The sequence below is a fragment of the Flavobacterium sp. LPB0248 genome (assembly GCF_013388355.1).
In the GTDB taxonomy this organism is placed as follows: domain Bacteria; phylum Bacteroidota; class Bacteroidia; order Flavobacteriales; family Flavobacteriaceae; genus Flavobacterium.
This window is the reverse complement of record NZ_CP058246.1, coordinates 1,931,921-1,953,192: the sequence shown is the minus strand read 5'-3', so window position 1 is coordinate 1,953,192 and position 21,272 is coordinate 1,931,921. Positions and strand designations below refer to the sequence as shown.

At 33.5% G+C, this 21,272-nt stretch carries 24 protein-coding genes and 1 riboswitch; of the genes, 9 read left to right on the top strand and 15 right to left on the bottom strand.

Features of this window, described 5'->3' with window-relative positions:
* The first annotated feature begins 2 nt into the window (after nucleotides 1–2).
* Both arfB and LPB248_RS08170 read left to right on the top strand, forming a co-directional pair.
* Nucleotides 3–407, top strand: a complete 405-nt coding sequence (arfB, locus tag LPB248_RS08175; protein WP_177210995.1) for an alternative ribosome rescue aminoacyl-tRNA hydrolase ArfB — start codon at nucleotides 3–5, stop codon at nucleotides 405–407.
* A 297-nt stretch (nucleotides 408–704) separates the two neighbouring features.
* A complete protein-coding gene (locus LPB248_RS08170) occupies nucleotides 705–2,894 on the top strand; it encodes a TonB-dependent receptor (protein ID WP_177210994.1) in 2,190 nt (729 codons plus the stop codon).
* Nucleotides 2,895–2,945: 51 nt separating this feature from the next.
* Here LPB248_RS08170 and LPB248_RS08165 read toward each other — a convergent pair whose 3' ends face one another.
* Complete coding sequence (locus LPB248_RS08165) at nucleotides 2,946–3,362, bottom strand: hypothetical protein (RefSeq protein ID WP_177210993.1); 417 nt, start codon at nucleotides 3,360–3,362, stop codon at nucleotides 2,946–2,948.
* Between the two features lie 157 nt (nucleotides 3,363–3,519).
* Here LPB248_RS08165 and greA point away from each other — a divergent pair, with 157 nt between their 5' ends.
* Both greA and LPB248_RS08155 read left to right on the top strand, forming a co-directional pair.
* Nucleotides 3,520–3,996, top strand: coding sequence for a transcription elongation factor GreA (gene greA / locus LPB248_RS08160; RefSeq protein ID WP_111288069.1), 477 nt, complete (start codon nucleotides 3,520–3,522; stop codon nucleotides 3,994–3,996).
* A 55-nt stretch (nucleotides 3,997–4,051) separates the two neighbouring features.
* The gene (locus tag LPB248_RS08155) at nucleotides 4,052–4,441 is read left to right on the top strand and encodes an HIT family protein (RefSeq protein ID WP_177210992.1); all 390 of its coding nucleotides are present in this window, start codon (nucleotides 4,052–4,054) and stop codon (nucleotides 4,439–4,441) included.
* Nucleotides 4,442–4,497: 56 nt separating this feature from the next.
* Here the strand turns inward: LPB248_RS08155 and LPB248_RS08150 are convergent, their stop codons facing one another.
* Nucleotides 4,498–5,649 carry a sensor histidine kinase gene (locus LPB248_RS08150; protein WP_177210991.1) on the bottom strand — a complete coding sequence of 384 codons (1,152 nt, stop codon included), beginning with the start codon at nucleotides 5,647–5,649 and terminating at the stop codon, nucleotides 4,498–4,500.
* 161 nt (nucleotides 5,650–5,810) lie between these two features.
* Between LPB248_RS08150 and LPB248_RS08145 the strand changes: the two genes are divergently transcribed.
* From LPB248_RS08145 to LPB248_RS08130, 4 genes are all read left to right on the top strand, one after another.
* On the top strand, nucleotides 5,811–6,686 hold the full coding sequence (locus LPB248_RS08145) for a flavin reductase family protein (protein WP_177210990.1): 876 nt from the start codon (nucleotides 5,811–5,813) through the stop codon (nucleotides 6,684–6,686).
* A 32-nt stretch (nucleotides 6,687–6,718) separates the two neighbouring features.
* Entirely contained in the window at nucleotides 6,719–7,090 is a 372-nt protein-coding gene (locus LPB248_RS08140) for a DUF3127 domain-containing protein (RefSeq protein ID WP_111367968.1), read from the top strand.
* A gap of 241 nt (nucleotides 7,091–7,331) precedes the next feature.
* Nucleotides 7,332–7,970 carry a leucyl/phenylalanyl-tRNA--protein transferase gene (gene aat, locus LPB248_RS08135; RefSeq protein ID WP_177210989.1) on the top strand — a complete coding sequence of 213 codons (639 nt, stop codon included), beginning with the start codon at nucleotides 7,332–7,334 and terminating at the stop codon, nucleotides 7,968–7,970.
* A 3-nt stretch (nucleotides 7,971–7,973) separates the two neighbouring features.
* On the top strand, nucleotides 7,974–8,768 hold the full coding sequence (locus LPB248_RS08130) for an MOSC domain-containing protein (RefSeq protein ID WP_177210988.1): 795 nt from the start codon (nucleotides 7,974–7,976) through the stop codon (nucleotides 8,766–8,768).
* On the opposite strand, the gene LPB248_RS08125 is transcribed toward LPB248_RS08130, so the two are convergent.
* From LPB248_RS08125 to LPB248_RS08065, 13 genes are all read right to left on the bottom strand, one after another.
* Complete coding sequence (locus tag LPB248_RS08125) at nucleotides 8,765–9,475, bottom strand: HesA/MoeB/ThiF family protein (protein WP_177210987.1); 711 nt, start codon at nucleotides 9,473–9,475, stop codon at nucleotides 8,765–8,767. The two genes, LPB248_RS08130 and LPB248_RS08125, sit on opposite strands and share 4 nt — an antisense overlap.
* 67 nt (nucleotides 9,476–9,542) lie before the next feature.
* Nucleotides 9,543–10,670: a 2-iminoacetate synthase ThiH gene (gene thiH, locus LPB248_RS08120; protein WP_177210986.1), complete on the bottom strand. Its 1,128-nt coding sequence runs from the start codon at nucleotides 10,668–10,670 to the stop codon at nucleotides 9,543–9,545.
* A gap of 39 nt (nucleotides 10,671–10,709) precedes the next feature.
* A complete protein-coding gene (locus LPB248_RS08115) occupies nucleotides 10,710–11,087 on the bottom strand; it encodes a GxxExxY protein (RefSeq protein WP_177210985.1) in 378 nt (125 codons plus the stop codon).
* Nucleotides 11,088–11,237: 150 nt separating this feature from the next.
* Nucleotides 11,238–12,014 carry a thiazole synthase gene (locus tag LPB248_RS08110; protein ID WP_317168860.1) on the bottom strand — a complete coding sequence of 259 codons (777 nt, stop codon included), beginning with the start codon at nucleotides 12,012–12,014 and terminating at the stop codon, nucleotides 11,238–11,240.
* Nucleotides 11,995–12,633, bottom strand: a complete 639-nt coding sequence (locus tag LPB248_RS08105) for a thiamine phosphate synthase (RefSeq protein ID WP_177210984.1) — start codon at nucleotides 12,631–12,633, stop codon at nucleotides 11,995–11,997. The genes LPB248_RS08110 and LPB248_RS08105 overlap by 20 nt, the downstream gene beginning before the upstream one ends.
* Complete coding sequence (locus LPB248_RS08100; RefSeq protein WP_177210983.1) at nucleotides 12,626–13,378, bottom strand: hydroxymethylpyrimidine/phosphomethylpyrimidine kinase; 753 nt, start codon at nucleotides 13,376–13,378, stop codon at nucleotides 12,626–12,628. Before LPB248_RS08100 ends, LPB248_RS08105 begins: the two co-directional genes overlap by 8 nt.
* Nucleotides 13,336–13,950: a thiamine phosphate synthase gene (locus tag LPB248_RS08095; protein ID WP_177210982.1), complete on the bottom strand. Its 615-nt coding sequence runs from the start codon at nucleotides 13,948–13,950 to the stop codon at nucleotides 13,336–13,338. Before LPB248_RS08095 ends, LPB248_RS08100 begins: the two co-directional genes overlap by 43 nt.
* A gap of 73 nt (nucleotides 13,951–14,023) precedes the next feature.
* Nucleotides 14,024–15,847: a phosphomethylpyrimidine synthase ThiC gene (gene thiC / locus LPB248_RS08090; RefSeq protein WP_177210981.1), complete on the bottom strand. Its 1,824-nt coding sequence runs from the start codon at nucleotides 15,845–15,847 to the stop codon at nucleotides 14,024–14,026.
* A 92-nt stretch (nucleotides 15,848–15,939) separates the two neighbouring features.
* On the bottom strand, nucleotides 15,940–16,146 hold the full coding sequence (gene thiS / locus LPB248_RS08085) for a sulfur carrier protein ThiS (RefSeq protein WP_111379268.1): 207 nt from the start codon (nucleotides 16,144–16,146) through the stop codon (nucleotides 15,940–15,942).
* Nucleotides 16,147–16,212: 66 nt separating this feature from the next.
* Nucleotides 16,213–16,309: riboswitch (TPP riboswitch) on the bottom strand.
* 98 nt (nucleotides 16,310–16,407) lie between these two features.
* On the bottom strand, nucleotides 16,408–16,968 hold the full coding sequence (locus LPB248_RS08080; RefSeq protein ID WP_177210980.1) for a DNA-3-methyladenine glycosylase I: 561 nt from the start codon (nucleotides 16,966–16,968) through the stop codon (nucleotides 16,408–16,410).
* 70 nt (nucleotides 16,969–17,038) lie between these two features.
* Nucleotides 17,039–17,470, bottom strand: coding sequence for a lipocalin family protein (locus tag LPB248_RS08075; protein WP_177210979.1), 432 nt, complete (start codon nucleotides 17,468–17,470; stop codon nucleotides 17,039–17,041).
* Nucleotides 17,471–17,633: 163 nt separating this feature from the next.
* Nucleotides 17,634–18,308 carry a hypothetical protein gene (locus tag LPB248_RS08070; protein WP_177210978.1) on the bottom strand — a complete coding sequence of 225 codons (675 nt, stop codon included), beginning with the start codon at nucleotides 18,306–18,308 and terminating at the stop codon, nucleotides 17,634–17,636.
* 23 nt (nucleotides 18,309–18,331) lie between these two features.
* Nucleotides 18,332–18,994, bottom strand: a complete 663-nt coding sequence (locus LPB248_RS08065) for a queuosine precursor transporter (RefSeq protein ID WP_177210977.1) — start codon at nucleotides 18,992–18,994, stop codon at nucleotides 18,332–18,334.
* Between the two features lie 172 nt (nucleotides 18,995–19,166).
* On the opposite strand from LPB248_RS08065, the gene LPB248_RS08060 reads away from it, so the two are divergent.
* A complete protein-coding gene (locus LPB248_RS08060; RefSeq protein ID WP_177210976.1) occupies nucleotides 19,167–21,230 on the top strand; it encodes a M3 family metallopeptidase in 2,064 nt (687 codons plus the stop codon).
* The last annotated feature ends 42 nt before the right edge of the window (nucleotides 21,231–21,272 follow it).

The following is a 21,272-nucleotide window of genomic DNA, read 5'->3' as shown; positions in this document are numbered from 1 at the left end:
TTATGGATGCGGACAAAATCATATCAGAATTAAATTTTAAAGCTGTTCGAAGCAGTGGAGCAGGTGGGCAAAATGTGAATAAAGTTTCGTCTAAAGTAGTTTTGAGTTTTGATCTGAATGCCTCTCAAGCTTTATCTGAAGACGAGAAATTACTGTTGCAAGAAAATATAGTAGCAAGATTAACTTCTGAAAATATCTTGATTTTAAATTGCGATGAAGACCGCAGTCAGCTTAAAAACAAAGAAATTGTAACCAAACGATTTTTAGAAATTATTAAAAAAGGACTTTATGTCCCGAAAGTTAGAAAAGCTACAAAAGTTCCAAAAGCGGTAATTAAGAAAAGAATCAAGGATAAAAAGAATATTTCTGATCTTAAACAATCTAGAAGAAAACCGAATATAGAGTAAAATTCCAAATTCCAACAACTAAGGTTAATGTTGGAATGTGGAATTTTAGTTTCAATCTAGTTGAATTTTTGGAATTTGGAATTTTCAATATTGGAATTTAACTTTTTAACATTACATTTGCACTGTCTCAAAGGGGTGCTCTAAATAACGAGCTGAGATCATACCCAAAGAACCTGAGCGAGTAATGTTGCTAAGGGAAAACGACACTATCGAGCGTGCACACTTTATTTTGTCGTGAAACACATTTATTAATTTAACAAAAGAATAATTCCCCCTTTTATTCGTAATTCTTTACGAATGAAAACTATTTTTTTAGGTGCTTCTAAAGGTACAAAGGTACAAAGGCACAAAGGTTCAAAGTTGAACCTAAAATCTATTTTCTTTTCTCTTTTATCCATCTTCTTTACTGTTTTGTCTTTTGCACAACAGCAGGATTCTACCAAAGTGAATAAGCTTGATGATGTATTGGTTTCTGCGGTTCGCGTTACTACAAAAACTCCAGTAAGTTTCAGCAATATGGATAAAAAGGAAATTAAGTACAGAAATCTAGGTCAGGATATTCCTGTTCTGATGAATTACATGCCTTCAGTAGTAACAACTTCAGATGCAGGAAATGGTGTTGGTTACACAGGAATTCGAGTTCGTGGAAGCGACGCAACACGTGTTAACGTAACCATAAACGGGATTCCATACAATGATGCAGAAAGTCAAGGAACGTTTTGGGTAAATATGCCCGATTTTGCTTCTTCTGTAGAAAGTCTTCAATTGCAGCGTGGAGTTGGAACTTCTACAAATGGAGCAGGTGCCTTTGGTGCCAGTTTAAATTTATTGACCGATAGTTATGCTAGAAAAGCAACAGGTGAAATCTCAAGCTCTGCAGGATCATTCAATACAATTAAAAATACGGTAAAGTTTAGTACTGGTTTATTAAATGATCATTTTGAAATTGCTGGACGTTTGTCTACAATAAAAACACACGGATATATTGATCGCGGAAGTGCCGATTTAAAATCATATTTCTTGCAAGGGACTTATGTTGGTAAAACAACTTTGATTAAAGCATTGGTTTTTGGAGGAACTGAAAAAACGTATCAATCTTGGAACGGAATCGATGCAGAAACTCTTAATACAAATCGTACTTTTAATTCTGCAGGAATGTATACAGACGATGCTGGAAATGTGCATTTTTATGATAACGAAACCGATAACTATAATCAAGATCATTATCAATTGCACTGGAGTGAATCGATTTCTGATAAATGGAGTACAAACCTAGCATTTCATTATACAAAAGGAAAAGGCTATTATGAAAATTATAAAGAAGATGAACCTGTTGAAGGTTATGGGCCAATTAAGCCAACAAAAACAGTTGAAGATGACAAAGGGAATTTAATTCCAGTAACCGATTTGATTCGTCAAAAATGGTTGGATAATGATTTCTACGGAACGACTTTTTCTGCTAAATATGTAACAGAAAAACTAAATGTTATTTTAGGAGGAGGTTGGAATAAATATGAAGGAGACCATTTCGGAAAAGTAATCTGGTCCCAATATTCAGATCAATCAACATTAGGAGCCCATTATTACGATGATTATTCGTCAAAAACGGATGGTAATGTTTTCGCGAAAGCAAATTATCAATTCACAGAAAAGTTAAGTTTCTACGGAGATTTGCAATACAGAAATGTGAAATATAAAGCAAATAGTAAAGAAACTGGTTTGGTAGATGATAATTTTAATTTCTTTAATCCGAAAGCTGGTTTGAATTATGCTTTCAATGAAAAAAACACTTTGTATTTCTCTTACGCACGAGCGAATCGTGAACCAAACAGAACAGATTACGAAGGTGGAAATGTAAAACCGGAAAAACTAAATGATTTTGAGTTAGGATGGAGATTCAATTCAGAGAAATTTCAATTGAATTCGAATCTATATTATATGGGATATAGAGATCAATTGATTTTAACGGGAAGATTAGACGATGTTGGAAACCCGATTCGCGCTAATACAGAGAAAAGCTACCGTTTAGGATTTGAGTTTGATGCGACGATTGCACTTTCTGAGAAATTCACTCTAAGACCAAATTTTACTTTAAGCAGTAACAAAAACGTAGATTTAGCTGTTGATGGAGAATTTTACGGAACTACAAAAATTGCCTATTCTCCAGAAGTAATTGCAGGAAACGTTATTGTGTATAAACCTATGGAGAGATTGTATCTTTCATTATTGCAAAAATATGTTGGAGAACAATACATGAACAATATTGAACTTCCAGCAGCTAAATTGGCAGATTACTTTGTAAACGATTTTAATGCATCTTACGAAATAAAACCAAAAACGATTTTCCAATCGATAACAATTACTGCATTGGTAAATAATATTTTCGACAAGAAATATGTTTCAAACGGAGCAATGTGGGATGTTTACCCATACTATTATCCACAAGCCGGAACAAACTTCTTAATTGGTTTGAGTTTGAAATTCTAATGAAGTTAAGATACAAAAAAAGCCTGAAATTATTTTCAGGCTTTTTTGTTTTTAATTGTATACGTGAATTACAGTTCCAGAAGATTCAACACGATATTGTTTCATCGGATATTCTTTTCCGCCAAGTCCTGTAAATAAATTATATTGAGTTTTGTCGCAAGAACATACAGCATAAATTCCATCGATTGTCATTGGAGTACAAGAAGTCAAGGCTTGGTTTGGACAAGCTGCATCAAAAGCAGTATAAGTTCCTTCGCCGGTTTTCATTACAATAATCCCTTTTGCCCCATAATTGGCAACAAAAACCGGATTACTTGGATATAATAATTTGTTATAAGTTGGAAGATTAGTGTCAAGATAAGCGTTTATCGAATAGTTAGGAATGTACGGATTGTTATTACTTCTATTATTGTCACTGCAAGAAAATAAAACAGCTGTAAATGCGATAAAAAACCAGATTTTTTTCATTATTTGAATAAGAATTAGTTAAAACAAAAATAATTTATTTAGATTTGAAATCTATATGATTAACATATAATTATGTACTATTAAAAATTATAGTATATTTGTGGTAAGAAAATCCCGTCGCGATGGGATTTTTTGTATTTATATAAACGATGAAGTTATGAGTAAAGTATCTTATTATACAGCAGAAGGATTAAAAAAATTAAAAGATGAATTGGAGCATTTAAAAAGTGTAATGCGTCCAAAAGCATCTCAAGATATTGCAGATGCAAGAGATAAAGGTGACTTATCTGAAAATGCAGAATATGATGCAGCAAAAGAAGCGCAAGGTTTATTAGAAATGAGAATTTCTAAACTAGAAGAAGTATATGCAAATGCAAGATTAATAGACGAATCTCAATTAGATGTTTCTAAAGTTTTGGTTTTATCGAATGTGAAAATCAAAAACCAAAGTAACGGAATGGAGATGAAATATACTCTTGTTGCAGAAAGTGAAGCAGATTTAAAAACAGGAAAAATCTCTGTAACTTCTCCTATCGGAAAAGGATTGTTAGGGAAATCTGTTGGAGAAGTAGCTGAAATTACAGTTCCTAATGGAGTTTTGAAATTTGAAATTCTTGAAATCTCAAGAGACTAAATCTTAGTTTAACTGGTTAATCGTTTATTCGTTTAACCGATTACACAAATAAACAATGGCATCAATATTCACTAAAATAGTAAACGGAGAAATTCCAGCTTACAAAATTGCAGAAGACGAGAACTATTTAGCATTTTTAGATGTAAATCCGAATGCTAAAGGCCATACGCTTTGTATTCCGAAACAAGAAATCGATAAGATTTTTGATATGGATGAAGAACTGTATTTAGGTTTAATGAAATTTTCAAAAAAAGTCGCTGCAGCTTTAGAAAAAACAGTTCCATGCAAAAGAATCGGAATAGCAGTTGTTGGACTTGAAGTGCCACATACGCACGTACATTTGATTCCGTTAAACCATATGGACGAAATGCGTTTTATTGATAAAGTTTCACTTTCAAAAGAAGAATTTGAAGCTTTAGCAAAAGATATTCAATCAAATTTGTAAAAGACTTCGACTTTGATCAGTCTGGCAAAACAAATAACTAAAGTGCAGTAAAATTATTACTGCACTTTTTTATTTAAAGCAATCTGAAAAGTAGTTCCTTTTCCAATTTCAGAATTAAGCACTTTGATTTTTCCGTTGTGATACTCCTCGACAATTCTTTTTGTTAAAGAAAGTCCAAGTCCCCAACCACGTTTTTTAGTCGTAAAACCAGTTTCAAAAATGGTTTTAAATTGTTTTTTCGGAATTCCGGTTCCAGAATCTTTAATGTTAATCTTAACATGATTTGCATCCTGTTCGATATAAAGATCTAAGGTTCCTTTTCCTTTCATGGCATCAATGGCATTTTTAACTAAATTTTCGATAGTCCAACTGTGCAACGTTGGATTTATCATGGTCAAAATTGGTTCGTTTGGAGCTTGAAACGAAAACGCGACCTGTTTAGAAAAACGAGATTGCAAATACTCATAAGCCGTTTTGGTTTCTTCTACAATATCGTGAAGTTCTAAAACGGGTACCGAACCAATTTTAGAAAAACGATCAGTAATGGTTTGCAGACGTTCAATATCTTTTTCGATTTCAGTACTAATTGACGGATCAATATCTTCAGTTTTTAATATTTCGACCCAGCCAATTAATGAAGATAGCGGTGTCCCAATCTGATGTGCTGTTTCTTTTGCCATTCCTGCCCAAAGCTTGTTTTGGGTTGCCATTTTGGTACTTTTATAGAAGTTGTAAATTAAAGCAATGCATAAAAATATAATCAGAAGCAGCGCGATCGGATAGTATTTAAGTTTGTTTAGCAATGAAGAGTTACCGTAATATAAAGTCTGATATTTCCCTGGAGCATATTCAAAAGTAATAGGCTCGTTTTCATTTTTTAACTTATTCAAGAAAGCAGTTAGTTTTTTCTTATTATTAAGAATTTCATCAGGAACATTTACTGCACTTACTACTTTATCATACAACATTATTATACCCGGAATCGAAGTATTATTGTTGAAAATCTGAAGAGGAAGTTCGACATCAGTATTTTCATCTGCATTAACTATTGAAATTTGAGCCTTGACAAAAAGGTTCATTTTCAAGCGTTCTTCATTTTTAAAAATTTGGAAGAAAGTATAAGTGTTCCAAAGAATTAGAGAAATGATTATAAAACATACCGAAATAATAATCCAGCGGGTTGTATTTGTTCTTTCAGAAAAAGACATATCAGTTTTTTTGAGGTATAAATATAACGAAATATACACATTTTATATTTTGCCGATATAGAAAGATTTTTTCGTTTTTATCTGCAAAACTATTTCTTCGAATTAAACCATTTCAATACTTTTGTAGCTGCTAAAATGAGATTCTGTCTAAATTTTAAAGTATGATCAGCGTTAACCCAAAAGAGATTCCAACAGCCAAATTGCAAGGCTATCTGCAGAGTTCAATCGGACCTAGACCTATTGCTTTTGCAAGCACAATTAGCGAAACTGGAGTTCCAAATTTATCTCCATTTAGTTTCTTTAATGTGTTTAGTGCCAATCCGCCAATTTTGGTTTTTTCGCCATCAAGACGTGTTCGCGATAATACAATTAAACACACCTTGATTAATGCCGAAGCGACTCGTGAAGTGGTAATAAATGTTGTAAATTACGATATTGTACAGCAAACGTCTTTGGCAAGTACAGAATATGGAGACGGAGTAAACGAATTTATTAAAGCTGGATTAACCCAAATTCCTTCTGATTTAGTAAAACCATATCGCGTAAAAGAATCTCCAGTTCAGTTTGAATGCAAGATTACGCAGATTATTCCGTTAGGAACAGAAGGTGGAGCAGGAAATTTGATTTTATGTGAAGTAGTAAAAATTCATATTGACGAATCGATTTTAGATGAAAACGGAGCAATCGATCAGCATAAAATTGACTTGGTTTCAAGACTTGGAAATAATTGGTATTCAAGATCTAATCAAGGACTTTTTGAAGTAGCAAAACCCCTGACAACATTGGGAGTAGGCGTCGATGCGATACCCGATTTTGTAAAAGAAAGCCCTGTTTTTGATGGGAATGATTTAGGAAAATTAGGAAATGTTGAAACCTTGCCTACAAAAGAAGAAGTTAGTATATTTGTGAAAGCAAATTTTGCAGTCAAAGGAGTTTTAAGCTCAGACGACCAGAAAAAAGTACATTTAGAGGCCAAAAAATACTTGGATAATGGCGATGTAGAATCGGCTTGGAAAGTGCTTTTAGCTAAAAAATAAAAAAATAGAAACAATAATTAATATAGACGAAGATGGAAGTTACAGGAAAAGTAAAAGTGGTTAACCCAGAGCAGCAAGTTAGTGCCTCATTCAAAAAAAGAGAGTTAGTTGTTACTACTGAGGAGCAGTATCCACAACATATTTTAATCGAATTTACACAAGATAAATGCGATTTGTTGAGTAGCTATAAACAAGGAGATGCAGTAAAAGTTTCTATCAATTTAAGAGGAAGAGAATGGGTTAATCCACAAGGAGAAACTAGATATTTCAATAGTATTCAAGGTTGGAGAATCGAAAGATTAGCAGCAGAAGGACCTGCACAAGGAGCTCCAATGCCAGCAGCAGAAACTTTTGCTCCAGCAACAAACTTAAACGAAGACGAACCAGACGATTTACCGTTCTAAGAGTTTAAAATTCAATTTACTAAATTCCAAATTCCAATTCATTCTCGTGAATTTGGAATTTGGAATTTTATTTTTGATTAAAGAAGAAAAAAACTTACTCATAGTTTTGTCATTTCGACGAAGGAGAAATCTTAGCAAGTAACTCCACAAAGATTTGTTTTTCATACGGAAATAATAAGATTATGAAACATTGGTATTTGGAATTTTATTATTGGAATTCAAAAATTGACTATTTTTAAAAATGTACTATTTATTCAACGATTTATTTTTTCCGCCAGTTACAGAAGCAGATGAAGAAGGTGTTCTGGCAATTGGAGGCGATTTAAGTTCAGAACGTTTACTATTAGCTTACAAAAGCGGTATTTTTCCTTGGTTTAATGAGGGAGAACCGATTCTTTGGTGGGCACCAGATCCTAGAATGGTATTGTTTTTTGATGAATTGGTGATATCCAAAAGCATGAAAAAGATTCTCAACAAGAAAATGTTTAAGGTCACTTATAACAAAAATTTCAGAGAAGTAATTTCAAATTGCCAGCAGATAAAACGTGAAGGCCAAAACGGAACTTGGATTTCTGATGAAATGATAAACGCATACTGCAAATTGAATGAGGAAGGAGTTGCTAAATCTGTTGAGGTTTGGCAAGATGATGTTTTGGTTGGCGGTTTGTATGGAATTGATTTAGGAGATGTTTTTTGCGGAGAAAGTATGTTTTCTAAAGTTTCAAATGCTTCAAAAACAGCGTTCATTGCCTTAGCTTTATATTTGAAGAAAGAAAATTATAAATTATTGGATTGCCAGGTTTATAATCCGCATTTGGAGAGCTTAGGCTGCAGAGAAATTGATCGAGAAGAGTTTATGTCTATTTTAAAAAGTAAATAGAAAATGAGTGCAATTTACAGTGTAAAAGAAATTTATATTTATCCGATAAAAAGTTTGGCAGGAATTAGTCTTGAATCTGCAAAAGCCGAAGAAATGGGATTTGAAAACGATCGCCGTTGGATGCTCATTGATACAGAAAATCAAATGCTTACACAAAGAGAACATCGCATTATGAGTCAGTTTTATCCGCAAATTTCAAATGGAAAAATCAGCATTACTTTTCAAGATCAAAAGCATGAATTTTCTATTAACGAACATTTAGAAAATGTAATAGAAGTTAATGTTTGGGATGATAAAAGTGAAGTAGTTGAGGTAAATCTTGAAACTTCAAAATGGTTTAGTCAGCATTTAGGTTTTGATTGTAAATTGGTTAAAATACTTAAAAATGGAGCTCGTAAACATGAAAGTTCCAAATTAAAAGAAACATTTAATGTGAGCTTGGCAGATGGTTATCCGTACTTATTAATTGGATCTAAAAGCTTAGATTTTTTGAATGACAAATTGGATGAAAAAATTACCATAAAAAGATTTCGTCCAAACATTGTAGTAAGCACCGAAAATCCTCATGAAGAAGATGATTTCAAGTCTTTTACGATAGGAGAGGTTCAATTTAAAAATATAAAACCCTGCGGAAGATGTGTTATGGTAAACAATGATCCGGAGAATGGGCGTTTGAAAAAAGAACCTTTAAAAACTTTAAGCAAATATAGAAATGTAGATAATTCTGTTTTATTCGGAACCAATATTGTGAGTCTGAATTCTGGAATTATCAGAGTAGGCGACGAGGTTATTTTCTAGAAATTCAGTTTTATAAAATTCCAATTTAAAGTATTAAAAATTACCAATTCATTTTTTAAAGTTGGTAATTCTAAGATCAGTTTTAAGGTTTCGTGCGCCATCATGTTGCCTATAATTCCTGGCAGAGTTCCCAAAACACCATTTAAATTGCAATTCGGAACGTCTTTTGGATCGGGCATTTCAGGAAATAAATCCCTAAGATTTTTACTTCCGTTATGGTTAAAAACTGCAATCTGACCTTCAAATTTTAAAATGCTTCCGTAAACTAAAGGTTTATTAAGCTGAACACAAGTATCATTGACTAAATAACGAGTAGAAAAATTATCGGAACCATCGACAACAATATCATATTGCTGAATGATTTCCGATGCATTTTCAGCAGTTAATTTTTCATTAATCGCAACAGCTTCAATAAGCGGATTTAGTTTTGAAACCACATCTTTTGCGACAATTGATTTGTGCTGACCAATTTCATTTTCGGTATACAAAATCTGTCTGTGAAGATTGTGAATTTCAATAGTATCAAAATCCATGATTCCGATAAAACCAACTCCTGCAGTTGCAATATATTGTAAAATTGGACAGCCCAAACCACCCGCTCCAATTACTAAAACTCTAGCTTTTTTTAATTTTTCCTGTCCTTCATCGCCAATTTCAGGCAGAATAGTTTGTCTGTTGTAACGTAAAAATTCTTGTATAACACTCATTTTTTTAATTTTAGATTGTTGATTTTAGATTTTAGATTGATGAATAGTAGTGCGAAAAATCTGAAATCTAAACTTTAAAATCTGAAATAAAACTTTTGTCCCAGTCTTTCCAAACAGGTTCATAACCTGCATTTTTTATAATTTTTGAAATTTCTTCTGCAGAACGTTCATCACTTATTTCAAATTGCTCCAAAGATTGCGGATCAACAACATAACCACCTGGATTGGTTTTAGAACCAGCACTCATGCTCGTAACTCCAATAGGAATAATATGGTTTCTGAATTTTTCGTTTTCACGAGTAGAAATCGAAATTTCTAAATCTTCATTCCATAAACGATAAGCGCAGATTAATTGTGTCAAATCCTTATCATCCATAATAAAATTGGGTTCGATAATACCTTCGGCAGGGCGAAGACGCGGAAAGGAAACCGAATATTTGGTCTGCCAATATTTCTTTTGAAGATAGTCTAAATGCAATGCATTAAAAAAACTATCGGTTCGCCAGTCTTCCAAACCTAACAAAACACCTAACCCAATTTTATGAATTCCAGCAGTTCCAATTCTATCAGGAGTTTCTAATCGATAATCGAAGTTTGATTTTTTACCTTTGGTATGATACTTTTTGTAAACTTCCTGATGATATGTTTCCTGATAAACTAAAACCGAATAGACTCCCGCATCATGCAAACGCTGATAATCTTCTGTAGAAAGTGGCTGTACTTCGACAGAAATAATAGAAAAATCTTTTCTAATTAAATCAATTGCATTTAGAAAATAATTAATGTTTACCGTATAATTTGCTTCCCCTGTAACCAATAAAACATGATCAAAACCAGTTTTTTTTAAGGCTTCAACTTCTAGTTTTATTTCAGCATCAGAAAGGGTTTTTCTTTTGATTTTATTGTCTAAGCTAAATCCACAATAGGTGCAAATATTTTGGCATTCGTTGCTTAGATATAATGGAGCGTACATTTGGATGGTTTTCCCGAAACGTTTCTTGGTAATTTCATGGCATTTTTGCGCCATTTGCTCTAAATAATTTTGAGCAATAGGAGAAATCAGAATCAAAAAATCATCGAGGTTGTATTTGGTTTTAGTCAAAGTGCGCTCGACATCTTTTGATGTGGTCTTATATATTCTAGATTGGATTTCATCCCAATTGTATTGCTCAAAAATAGATTTGAATGTGTTCATTTTTTATTTGTTTCCCGCAGATTTTGCAGATCATGCAGATTAAATTTTATGTGCAACACGATGAATATTTTCAAGAATATTGGAGCAGTTGAAATTGACTAATAATCCAAGTTTTTTACTAGTCAATTTTAAATATGTATTTAATTGTTTAAAATGAATAGGTTTTATTTCGTCTACTGATTTTAATTCTATAATTACTTTATCTTCTACTAAAATATCTAATCTAAAAGTTATATCTAGATAAACATCATCATATTTTACAGGTAAATCAATTTGCTTAATTACTTGTAATCCGTCTTTCTTCAATTGATAATAAAGAGCACTTTCATATACAGATTCTAATAGCCCAGGACCAAGAGTGTTATATACTTTAAAAATTGCTCCTCTAATTTTATATGAAATTTCATTTTCTGACATATTTTTTTATTTGATTTTTCAATCAAAAATAATGAAATTTCTTACTTTTTGATAAAATTGTTCTCCAGCAAGTTCTATGGATTTATTTGACTTAATATTTGTGAAGCAATAATCTGCTAAATCTGCAGAATCTGCGGGAGAAAAATCAATTTATTCATAAAGAAAAGAAGTCAATGGGCTAGAAGCCGAAGCATAATTCTGCTGATTGGCAACTTTAGCTTCAAAAGCTTTTCTTCCTGCAATGACAGCTTCTCTAAAAGCCTCCGCCATTAATTTCGGATTTCCAGCAACAGCAATAGCAGTATTCACCAAAACAGCATCGGCACCAATTTCCATTGCTTTTGCGGCATCAGAAGGCGCTCCAATTCCTGCATCTACAATAACGGGAACAGTACTTTGTTCGATTATAATCTCTAAGAAATCGATCGTTTTAAGACCTTTATTGCTTCCAATTGGCGATCCTAAAGGCATAACCGCCGAAGTCCCTACGCTTTCTAAATGTTTGCACAAAACAGGATCGGCGTGAATGTAAGGAAGTACAATAAAACCGAGTTTAGCTAATTCTTCTGTTGCTTTTAAAGTCTCAATCGGATCTGGCATTAAATATTTCGGATCAGGATGAATTTCTAGTTTTACCCAATTGGTTTCTAGAGCTTCACGTGCCAATTGAGCCGCGAAAACAGCTTCTTTGGCATTTCTTGCTCCTGAAGTATTGGGTAATAAATTGATATTTGAATGATCTAAATGCGATAAAATAGCATCAGTATCAGTTTCAAGATCAATACGTTTTAATGCGACAGTAACCAATTCGCTTTCTGAAGCTAAAACGGCATCTTCCATTTCTTCATTAGAACCAAATTTCCCAGTTCCGAGGAACAAGCGGGATTTAAAGGTTTTATCTCCTATATTAAACAATGATGTCTGCATATAATTTTTCGTTTAATTGTTGAATTAATTTTTCCTTTTCATCACTTTCCGTAATGATTCCAGACACGGCAATTCCGAAAATTCCAGTCTCCATTAACGGACTTACATCGCGTAGTGTAATGCCTCCAATGGCATAAACAGGAATATCGATTTTATTTTTTTTTAGTTTTTGAAGAATCTCATAGTAACCCGATAAACCCAAAATCGGACTCAGTTTTTCTTTTGTTGCTGTAAATCTAAAAGGCCCCAAGCCAATATAATCACAACCGTTTTTTACATGATTTTCAATATCTTCAAAAGTATTGGCAGTTCCTCCAATTATTTTTGAAGTGCCTAAAAAAGCCCTTGCTTCGTCGATTTTTGTATCGGTTAATCCTAAGTGAACTCCGTTAGCTGCAATTTGTTTTGCGAGATGCAAATCGTCGTTTACAATAAAATTCGCAAGATATTCTTCGCACAAAGGTTTCACCGCTTCCGCTAAAGTGAAAACGTCTTTTTGGGTTTGGTTTTTAAATCGCATTTGTACCCATTTGCAACCAGTATCAAGTGCTTGCTTAATGTTGTACAATTGTTTTTCGACTGTTTCGCCTTGAGAGATATATTGTAATTTGTTATACATAATGATATCCAATTAAAGTTGTAGTTGAGCTTAGATAGTTTTCAATATAGATTTTAGCGTTTTTGCAGGCTTCAAATAAGGGTTGATTTAGAGCTAAATTTGATGTAATTGCAGATGAGAGAACACAGCCTGAACCATGTTTCTCGGAGCAATTTTTATTTGACGGAGTTAATTCTAAGATTTCATTTTCTAGAAATAAAAGATCAGTTCCCAAAGCTGTTTTGTTATGACCGCCTTTTAATAGAATACGAGTAGGCATTTGGTTTTCTTTCCAAAAGCTTTTCAAATCAGAATCTTGGAATAATATTGCCATTTCATCATAATTTGGGGTGATCAAATCGATTTTTGAAAGTATGGTGTGTAAATTCAAATGACTTTCGATATTGATAAATTCAAATTTAGTAGTCGATTTTAAAACTGGATCCCAAACGATTTTTGTTGAAGGAGAAAGCTTTTTTATAGTCGAAAGAATCTGATTTAAATCAAACAAAGAAGCAACAATTCCTATTTTTACCGCACTGATTTTATAGTTTGCAAATAGTGTTTCAATGGAACGAATTACAAAACTCAGATCAGTCCATTGAATTTCGTAAAACTGATTTTCGGTCTGAATTGTATTGGCTGTCGAAATAGCGAAACCAGTCACTTTATGCTGTTCAAATGTCTTGATATCAGCCAAAATTCCAGCACCTCCAGATGGATCTAAACCTGCGATTGTGAGTACGAAAGGGCGATCTGCTGACATAATTTAAATTGTTTTAACGGATTTTTGTTATTCCAAATGCTTCCCAAAAGCGCCACATTATCAAAACCATTTTCTAAGGTTTTTTGAATGTTTTCGGCATCAATTCCGCCTAAGGCGATGACTTTTGTATGTTGATTTGTTCTTGACTTTAATGCTTCAAAAAGATCCACTTCTGGATGATAATTTTCCTTCGATATACTTTTAAAAACAGGACTTAAGAAGGCATAATCAAATTCATTTTCTAACGAATTGAAATCTTCGATAGAATGTGTTGATGTTGAAATTGATTTTGATTTAAACCTACAAGGTTTTGGAAACCTTGCAGGAAATTTTTTTCTTTCTTTCTCAGAAAAATGAAATCGGTCAATACCAAGATCTTCGGCTAACTGGTGATGGCTGTGCAAAACCAGATTAGTGCGAAATTCTAATTTGATCTGATCAATAAATTGCGCCATTTCTACTTCTGAAAAATCAGGTTTCCGAATATGAAGCAAAGACAATCCTTCTTCCAATAAAGAATTCAGCATTTGAATTTCATCTTCAATAAAAAAAGGATTTGTAATCACAATCATATTTGTAAAAAGCTTTTTGTAAGATGTAAAATGTGAAAATCAAAACATTTCACATTTTACAAATCTCATCTCACTATATATAAATTTCTTTCCCCTGTTCAATAAACTCCTCCGATTTCTCCTGCATTCCTTTTTCCGCTGCAGCGACATCCCTAATTTCCTGAGATATTTTCATAGAACAGAATTTTGGCCCGCACATCGAACAAAAATGTGCAACTTTTGCTCCATCAGCAGGAAGCGTTTCATCATGGAATTCTCGCGCTGTATCTGGATCAAGAGCCAAATTAAACTGATCTTCCCAACGGAATTCAAAACGAGCTTTACTCAAAGCATTGTCTCTATATTGTGCTCCTGGATGGCCTTTTGCCAAATCGGCAGCATGAGCGGAAATTTTATAGGTGATCACACCATCTTTTACGTCTTTTTTATTCGGTAAGCCTAAATGCTCTTTTGGTGTTACATAACACAACATCGCACAGCCATACCAGCCAATCATAGCAGCTCCAATTGCCGATGTAATGTGGTCGTAACCTGGCGCAATATCAGTTGTTAAAGGGCCTAAAGTGTAAAATGGCGCTTCATGACAGTGCTCCAATTGTTTGTCCATGTTTTCTTTAATCATGTGCATTGGCACGTGTCCTGGCCCCTCAATAAAGACTTGAACATCATGTTTCCATGCAATTTTTGTCAATTCGCCTAAAGTTTCTAATTCGGCAAATTGAGCTGCGTCATTGGCATCTGCAATCGAGCCAGGACGTAAACCATCTCCGAGAGAAAAAGCAACATCATATTGTTTCATGATTTCGCAGATTTCTTCAAAATGGGTATATAAGAAGTTTTCTTTATGATGGAATAAACACCATTTTGCCATTATTGATCCACCTCGAGATACAATTCCTGTAACACGATTTGCTGTTAAATGGATGTAACGAAGCAAAACTCCAGCATGAATTGTAAAATATGAAACTCCTTGTTCTGCTTGCTCAATTAATGTATCGCGGAAAATTTCCCAAGTTAGATCTTCTGCAATTCCTTTTACTTTTTCTAATGCCTGATAAATCGGAACGGTACCAATTGGAACTGGCGAATTACGTATAATCCATTCTCTGGTTTCGTGAATGTTTTTTCCTGTGGACAAATCCATAATCGTATCAGCCCCCCAACGACAAGCCCAAACGGCTTTTTCAACTTCTTCTTCAATGCTCGAAGTCACAGCACTGTTTCCAATATTAGCATTGATTTTTACCAAGAAATTACGACCTACAATCATAGGTTCGCTTTCTGGATGATTGATATTGTTTGGAATAATAGCTCTACCGCAAGCAACTTCAGAACGGACAAATTCGGGTGTGATTTTGCTTTTTGGAGTATTAGCACCAAAACTATGACCACTGTGTTGGCATTGCATGGCTTTGGTTTGTTCGTTTAAAAGTTCTATACGCTGATTTTCACGAATAGCGATATATTCCATTTCTGGAGTAATAATGCCTTGTTTAGCATAATATAGCTGTGTTACATTTGCGCCTTTTTTAGCACGTTTTGGCTGATGTAAATATTCAAAACGAAGATGATTAAGGCTTTCATCTTTTAATCGGCTTAAGCCATAATCTGAAGTTATTTCATCTAAAACTTCGACATCATTTCGGTCAAGGATCCAACTTTCGCGTAAGCGTGGTAATCCTTTTCTAATATCAATTTCGATATTTGGATCTGTATAAGCTCCAGAAGTGTCATAAACCGTTACAGGAGGATTTTTTTCTATTCCGCCATTCGAAAGTTTAGTGTCGCTTAAAGTTATCTCGCGCATTGCTACTTTTATCGGATGAATTTCTCCATCGATATAAACTTTTTTAGAATTCGGAAATGGGGTTCTTGATATTTGTTCTTCGTTTGTCATAGCTTTTATATTGTAAAATGTAAGATGTAAGATGTGAATTGTAGAGCCCCACTGTAGTGCGTCTACGCCCGCTATATAATTGGAATTTTATTCTATCCTCCCTGCGTAGCAGAAATAATCAGAATTTCGTCAGTTTCTTGTACGAAGAATTCGTTCCATTTGAGTTTTGGAACAACGGTATTGTTAACAGCAACAGCAATTCCGTTTTGTTTGTGCGGAATTTCGAGATCGAGCAATGATTGAACGCTTAGCGATTCAGCATTGAATTGTTTGGTTTGTTGATTGATTTTTAGTTCCATTCCTTTTGAGTTTAGTGTATAGATACACCTTAGGAATGGCTACAATGACGCATAGAAATGCGTTCAAGAAGTCATCTTACTTTTCCCTACGCTAGTATGAACTAGATCAGGTTCAGAGGGTAAAATCTCAGCCTGCGTGATGCAGACACCCCTAAAGTGTGAAGCAAATATATGTAATTTTTTTAAGTTTTCGGTCTCAGTCTCAGTTTTCAGTTTTTATAACTGAGAAAAGTCACTGAAAACTGAGACTGTGACTGAAAGCTATTTAGTTCTAGTAAAGCAATCTTCTACGTGATCATTGACCATTCCGGTCGCCTGCATGTGAGCGTAAATGACGGTTGAACCGACAAATTTGAATCCGCGTTTTTTTAAATCTTTGCTGATTGCATCAGAAATTGGAGTGGTTGCCGGTACATCTTTCAACGTTTTTGGATTGTTATCAATTGGTTTGCCGTCAGTAAATTTCCAGATATAGTCAGAAAATGTTCCAAATTCTTCCTGGATTTTCATAAAAGCCTGAGCGTTTGTAACGGCAGATTTAATTTTGAGTTGATTACGAATGATTCCTGTATTCTGCATTAATTCTTCGATTTTATCTTCAGAATAATTAGCAATTTTTTTATAATCAAAATTGTCAAAAGCAGTTTTGAAGTTTTCCCTTTTATTTAAAATAGTAATCCAACTTAGTCCAGCCTGAAACGTTTCTAGAATTAAAAACTCAAAAATAGTTGGGTCGTCGTAAACAGGGGTTCCCCATTCTTCGTCATGATATTTTTTATATAAATCGCTGGCAGAACACCAGCCGCATCTTATTAGTTCCATTTTTTATTTTAAATGTATAAAAAAAGCTTCAAACTATGAAGTTTGAAGCCTTTGGAAAATTTATTTATTATTATTTCCTCTTGTATACAGAAACAGCACTTACTGATAAACCTCCCTCAGAATATGTCATTTTTACTTTTAGTGTGCTACTGCTTAATTCAGAGATTTCCCATTTAATCTCTTCATCACTATATTTTAGAGTTAATGTATTTCCATCTTTTTTCCAAGTACCATCTTCAGTATAGGTACTACATTTTGAGTCCCAATATTCAGACGTAGTATCGATAAATTTTCCATCATTAGAAAAAGTCATTGATGGAATTTCACAGCCTTCACTATTATAAGGCTGAATTACTTCTTGATTAGCAACAATTGCTCCTTGGTGAGTTATTTCCCATTTTCCTTCAATTGATCCGCTGTCCTTGTCATCATCACTACTACACGATACTGCTGTTAAACCTAATGTCAAGATTGACACGAAAAGAATGCTTAGTTTTTTCATTTTTGGTAGATTTTATTTGTTAAATGTTTGGCAAAAATAAAATCTTTTAAAAGAAAACCAAGAACAAATATTAAGTTTTTTCGTATTTTTTTATTGTTAATTTGTAATTGATTGATTGCTAAGTAGGTTAGGTTGCTTTTTGTTTAGTAAAATTTTTCTTTCACTATCTTCCTATCTGCCAGCTATATCCTTTTACACTCGGAATATAGGCCGAACGTCCAATTATAACTAGATTGTTGTAAACTTTTCTGTTGTATTTAATACCAATTGCATTTCCAGAAGTGTACATTTTATTGGCTTTAAAAACTACTTTCATTTTGCCATCTTCTAGTTCTGCGTCAGATACTTTTTCGACAAACCAAGTAGATTGCCATTTTACGGCCAGTTCATTTTCTGCCGTTCTGGTAACACTTTTTACCAGTTTAACAGCTTCTTTTGGTATTTCAAAATTTTCGGTTAATTGTTTTTGACTTAAAGTCTGTCCCATTTTACATTTGTCGAATATCTTGCGAAGGTTTACAAAATTGACCAGTTTATCATTTGCTTCTTTTTTTATGTCAACAGGCTTTTCTGTTTTGTTTAATGATTCTGGCGGCGCAGTTTTAAGTTCAATTTTGTTTTTGACAGCAAAAGTATTTTGTGAAGTATTTTTTTGAGATTCAATCTTTCTTGAGGCAGTAATGCTTTTAGATGAAATTTTTGGATTCTTTTTTATAGGTGCAGGTGTTAATTTATTAACAGATTGAATGGCTTTTTTAGGCTGTTTTTTTTCGTCATTGCCACAGCTTAAAAAGAAATAGGTAACAGAGAATAAAATAAGCAAGTAATTTTTTTTCATGACCTAAATATGTTTTTTGTTTTTTATCCTTTATGTGCAGGATCTTCGTCCAAATATTTCTTAATCAGATGATGCCCCAGATAAATTGCTGGAGTTAATAAAATAGCAATTGCTAACTTAAAAGTATATCCTATTATCCCTGAAGATATAAAAGTGTCAAAATCAATTTTTCCTGGAAGCCAAAAAGCAATTCCTAAAACAATAAACGAATCAAACAATTGCGAAATAACAGTAGAACCAGTAGTTCTTAACCATATTTTTTTCTCACCAGTTCTGTTCTTGAAGAACCAAAATATCCATACGTCAATAAGCTGTGATGCCATGAAAGCGATTAAGCTTCCAATAATGATCCACATACTCTGCCCAAAAACTGCTTGAAACTGACTGTCATTTACTGGACTAATTCCTTTTGCGGCGGGAATAACAATTGCCATAAAAAGTATCAGAAAAGCATAAGCAATCAAACAAGCTGTAATGAAAGAAAGTTTTTTTACACCTTTTTCGCCAAAATATTCGTTAATCAAATCGGTAGTTAGAAATACAACTGGCCAAGGCAAAATTCCGATACTCATTACAAAAGGACCAATTTGAATTAGCTTTCCTCCAATTAACTCAGCCACAACGGCATTAGTAATAAATATTCCTGCTAAAATTACAAAAACAATTTCTTTTCTGGTTTTAAACATGTTATTTTTAAATTGGTATTTCAAAAATAAACTATTTCTTTTTAAATCTTAGAAGCAGATTAATTTTTATAATCTATTGGCGTATGAAGTTTGCTTTCGATTGGTTAATTTTGAGATTCTGTTGCTCTTTTTCTGATTGAAATTTTGCACAGAATTAATTAATGTATTTGTTATGAAAACACCAATAGAGTTAGATAATTCATTGTTAAAAGATTGGTCTGGTCCTTATGGAGGCATTCCAGATTTTACGGCATATAAAATTTCAGATTTTAAGCCTACAATAGAATTTGCGATCAAAGAAAAATTAGAAGAGATTGATGCAATTGCGAATAATCCACAAAAGCCTACATTTGAAAATACCATTGAAGCTTTAGAGCTTTCGGGTACAAAATTAGATCGAATTCATGCGGTTTATGGCATTTATAGATCTAATCTAAGTACTCTAGAATTTAATGTAGTTGACACGGAAATGTCGCCAAAATTGGCAGAGATCAATGATAAATTGTATCAAAATAACAAACTGTTTTCTAGAATTGAAGTCTTGTATAAATCGAATGAAAAGAAGGATTTAACTAAGGAACAGCAACGTATTCTTTGGCTTTATTACACTGATTTTGTTAGAGAAGGAGCGGAGCTAGAAGAAAAGGATAAAGATAAAGTGGCTAAGATCAATCAGGAATTGGCAACGCTTTTTACTTCTTTTAGCCAAAAGTTATTGGCAGAAGAAAACGATCAGTATATAGAGTTAGAGACAGAAGCTGATTTTGACGGTTTGCCTGAGGAATTTAAGAATGCAGCAATTGCAGAAGCGAAAGAAAGAAATCTAAAAGCTTTAGGATGCATTGGAAACACAAGATCTTCAATTGAGCCGTTTTTAACTTTCTCAAACAGAAGAAATTTAAGGGAAAAAGCTTTTGATATTTTCGTAAAACGTGGCGATAATAAGAATGAAAATGACACAAATGAAACCCTTGTATCTATTTTGAGATTAAGGGCGGAAAAAGCGAATATTTTAGGTTTTGCAAATTTTGCCGAATGGAGTTTGTCAAACAAGATGGCTAAAGATCCTCAGAAAACATTAGATCTGATGAATTCGGTATGGAAACCTGCTATAGAAAAGGTGAAAAATGATGTTTCTGCTATGCAAGAAATGGTCGATAGAGAAGGTGGCAATTTTAATATTCAGCCTTGGGATTACCGCTATTATGCAGAAAAAGTACGCAAAGCAAAATACGATTTGGACCAAAATGAAATCAAGCAATATTTACAGCTGGAAAATTTACGCGAAGGAATGTTCTGGACAGCTGGTGAATTGTTCAATTTAGGCTTTAAACAGTTATTTGATGTTCCGGTTTATCATTCAGATGTTCGTGTTTGGGAAGTGAATAATAAAAATACAGGAGAGCCAATTGGCTTATGGTATTTTGATCCTTATGCTCGTACTGGAAAACGTTCAGGGGCATGGATGAATTCGCATAGAGACCAGCAGAAAATAAAAGGTAACGTGCTTCCTATTGTGTCAAACAATTGCAATTTTATTAAAGGAAACAGCGATGAACCTGTTTTAATCTCGTGGGATGACGCTACAACTTTATTTCATGAATTTGGACATGCTTTACACGGATTATGTTCGAATGTAACTTATCCGAGCCTTTCTGGGACTTCAGTTGCGAGAGATTATGTAGAATTTCCTTCGCAATTATTAGAACATTGGTTAGCGACCCCAGAAGTGTTGAATAAATTTGCGCTTCATTATAAAACTAAAGAACCTTTATCGCAATCATTGGTAGAAAGAATAGGAAAAGCAGCCAATTTTAACGAAGGTTTTGCAACAGTAGAAACGATTTCTAGTTCGTTTGTAGACATGGAACTGCATTTAACTACTGAAACAGTTGATCCGCATGCATTTGAGAAGAAAATCTTAAGTGAAATTAATATGCCGTCTGAAATCGTAATGCGACACAGGATTCCGCAGTTTGCACATATATTTTCAAGCGATGGATATGCGGCAGGATATTACAGTTACTTATGGGCAGATGTGATTAATGCAGATGCATATGAGGCATTTTTGGAAGGAAACGGTCCTTTTGATAAAGTGATTTCTAAACGTCTTTACGAAACCGTTTTAAGTGTTGGAAATACGATTGATAATGAAGAAATGTATGAGAATTTTAGAGGTCATGCGCCACAATCTGATGCCTTGATGAGAGCAAGAAATTTTCCAATTGAAAGCTAAAAATAAAAAAGCCCGAATAAATAAATATTCGGGCTTTTTAAT

What these genes read in the sequence shown, in the direction of transcription:
- LPB248_RS08095 (WP_177210982.1), bottom strand. Translation starts at nt 13,950, where the DNA reads ATGATTGTGATTACAAATCCTTTTTTTATTGAAGATGAAATTCAAATG.
- LPB248_RS08075 (WP_177210979.1), bottom strand. Translation starts at nt 17,470, where the DNA reads ATGAAAAAACTAAGCATTCTTTTCGTGTCAATCTTGACATTAGGTTTA.
- LPB248_RS08100 (WP_177210983.1), bottom strand. Translation starts at nt 13,378, where the DNA reads ATGTCAGCAGATCGCCCTTTCGTACTCACAATCGCAGGTTTAGATCCA.
- LPB248_RS08125 (WP_177210987.1), bottom strand. Translation starts at nt 9,475, where the DNA reads ATGAGTGTTATACAAGAATTTTTACGTTACAACAGACAAACTATTCTG.
- LPB248_RS08070 (WP_177210978.1), bottom strand. Translation starts at nt 18,308, where the DNA reads ATGAAAAAAAATTACTTGCTTATTTTATTCTCTGTTACCTATTTCTTT.
- thiH (WP_177210986.1), bottom strand. Translation starts at nt 10,670, where the DNA reads ATGAACACATTCAAATCTATTTTTGAGCAATACAATTGGGATGAAATC.
- LPB248_RS08115 (WP_177210985.1), bottom strand. Translation starts at nt 11,087, where the DNA reads ATGTCAGAAAATGAAATTTCATATAAAATTAGAGGAGCAATTTTTAAA.
- thiS (WP_111379268.1), bottom strand. Translation starts at nt 16,146, where the DNA reads ATGGAACTAAAAATCAATCAACAAACCAAACAATTCAATGCTGAATCG.
- LPB248_RS08145 (WP_177210990.1), top strand. Translation starts at nt 5,811, where the DNA reads ATGATCAGCGTTAACCCAAAAGAGATTCCAACAGCCAAATTGCAAGGC.
- LPB248_RS08155 (WP_177210992.1), top strand. Translation starts at nt 4,052, where the DNA reads ATGGCATCAATATTCACTAAAATAGTAAACGGAGAAATTCCAGCTTAC.
- LPB248_RS08105 (WP_177210984.1), bottom strand. Translation starts at nt 12,633, where the DNA reads ATGTATAACAAATTACAATATATCTCTCAAGGCGAAACAGTCGAAAAA.
- LPB248_RS08060 (WP_177210976.1), top strand. Translation starts at nt 19,167, where the DNA reads ATGAAAACACCAATAGAGTTAGATAATTCATTGTTAAAAGATTGGTCT.
- LPB248_RS08065 (WP_177210977.1), bottom strand. Translation starts at nt 18,994, where the DNA reads ATGTTTAAAACCAGAAAAGAAATTGTTTTTGTAATTTTAGCAGGAATA.
- greA (WP_111288069.1), top strand. Translation starts at nt 3,520, where the DNA reads ATGAGTAAAGTATCTTATTATACAGCAGAAGGATTAAAAAAATTAAAA.
- aat (WP_177210989.1), top strand. Translation starts at nt 7,332, where the DNA reads ATGTACTATTTATTCAACGATTTATTTTTTCCGCCAGTTACAGAAGCA.
- LPB248_RS08140 (WP_111367968.1), top strand. Translation starts at nt 6,719, where the DNA reads ATGGAAGTTACAGGAAAAGTAAAAGTGGTTAACCCAGAGCAGCAAGTT.
- LPB248_RS08170 (WP_177210994.1), top strand. Translation starts at nt 705, where the DNA reads ATGAAAACTATTTTTTTAGGTGCTTCTAAAGGTACAAAGGTACAAAGG.
- LPB248_RS08130 (WP_177210988.1), top strand. Translation starts at nt 7,974, where the DNA reads ATGAGTGCAATTTACAGTGTAAAAGAAATTTATATTTATCCGATAAAA.
- thiC (WP_177210981.1), bottom strand. Translation starts at nt 15,847, where the DNA reads ATGACAAACGAAGAACAAATATCAAGAACCCCATTTCCGAATTCTAAA.
- LPB248_RS08110 (WP_317168860.1), bottom strand. Translation starts at nt 12,014, where the DNA reads ATGCAGACATCATTGTTTAATATAGGAGATAAAACCTTTAAATCCCGC.
- arfB (WP_177210995.1), top strand. Translation starts at nt 3, where the DNA reads ATGGATGCGGACAAAATCATATCAGAATTAAATTTTAAAGCTGTTCGA.
- LPB248_RS08150 (WP_177210991.1), bottom strand. Translation starts at nt 5,649, where the DNA reads ATGTCTTTTTCTGAAAGAACAAATACAACCCGCTGGATTATTATTTCG.
- LPB248_RS08165 (WP_177210993.1), bottom strand. Translation starts at nt 3,362, where the DNA reads ATGAAAAAAATCTGGTTTTTTATCGCATTTACAGCTGTTTTATTTTCT.
- LPB248_RS08080 (WP_177210980.1), bottom strand. Translation starts at nt 16,968, where the DNA reads ATGGAACTAATAAGATGCGGCTGGTGTTCTGCCAGCGATTTATATAAA.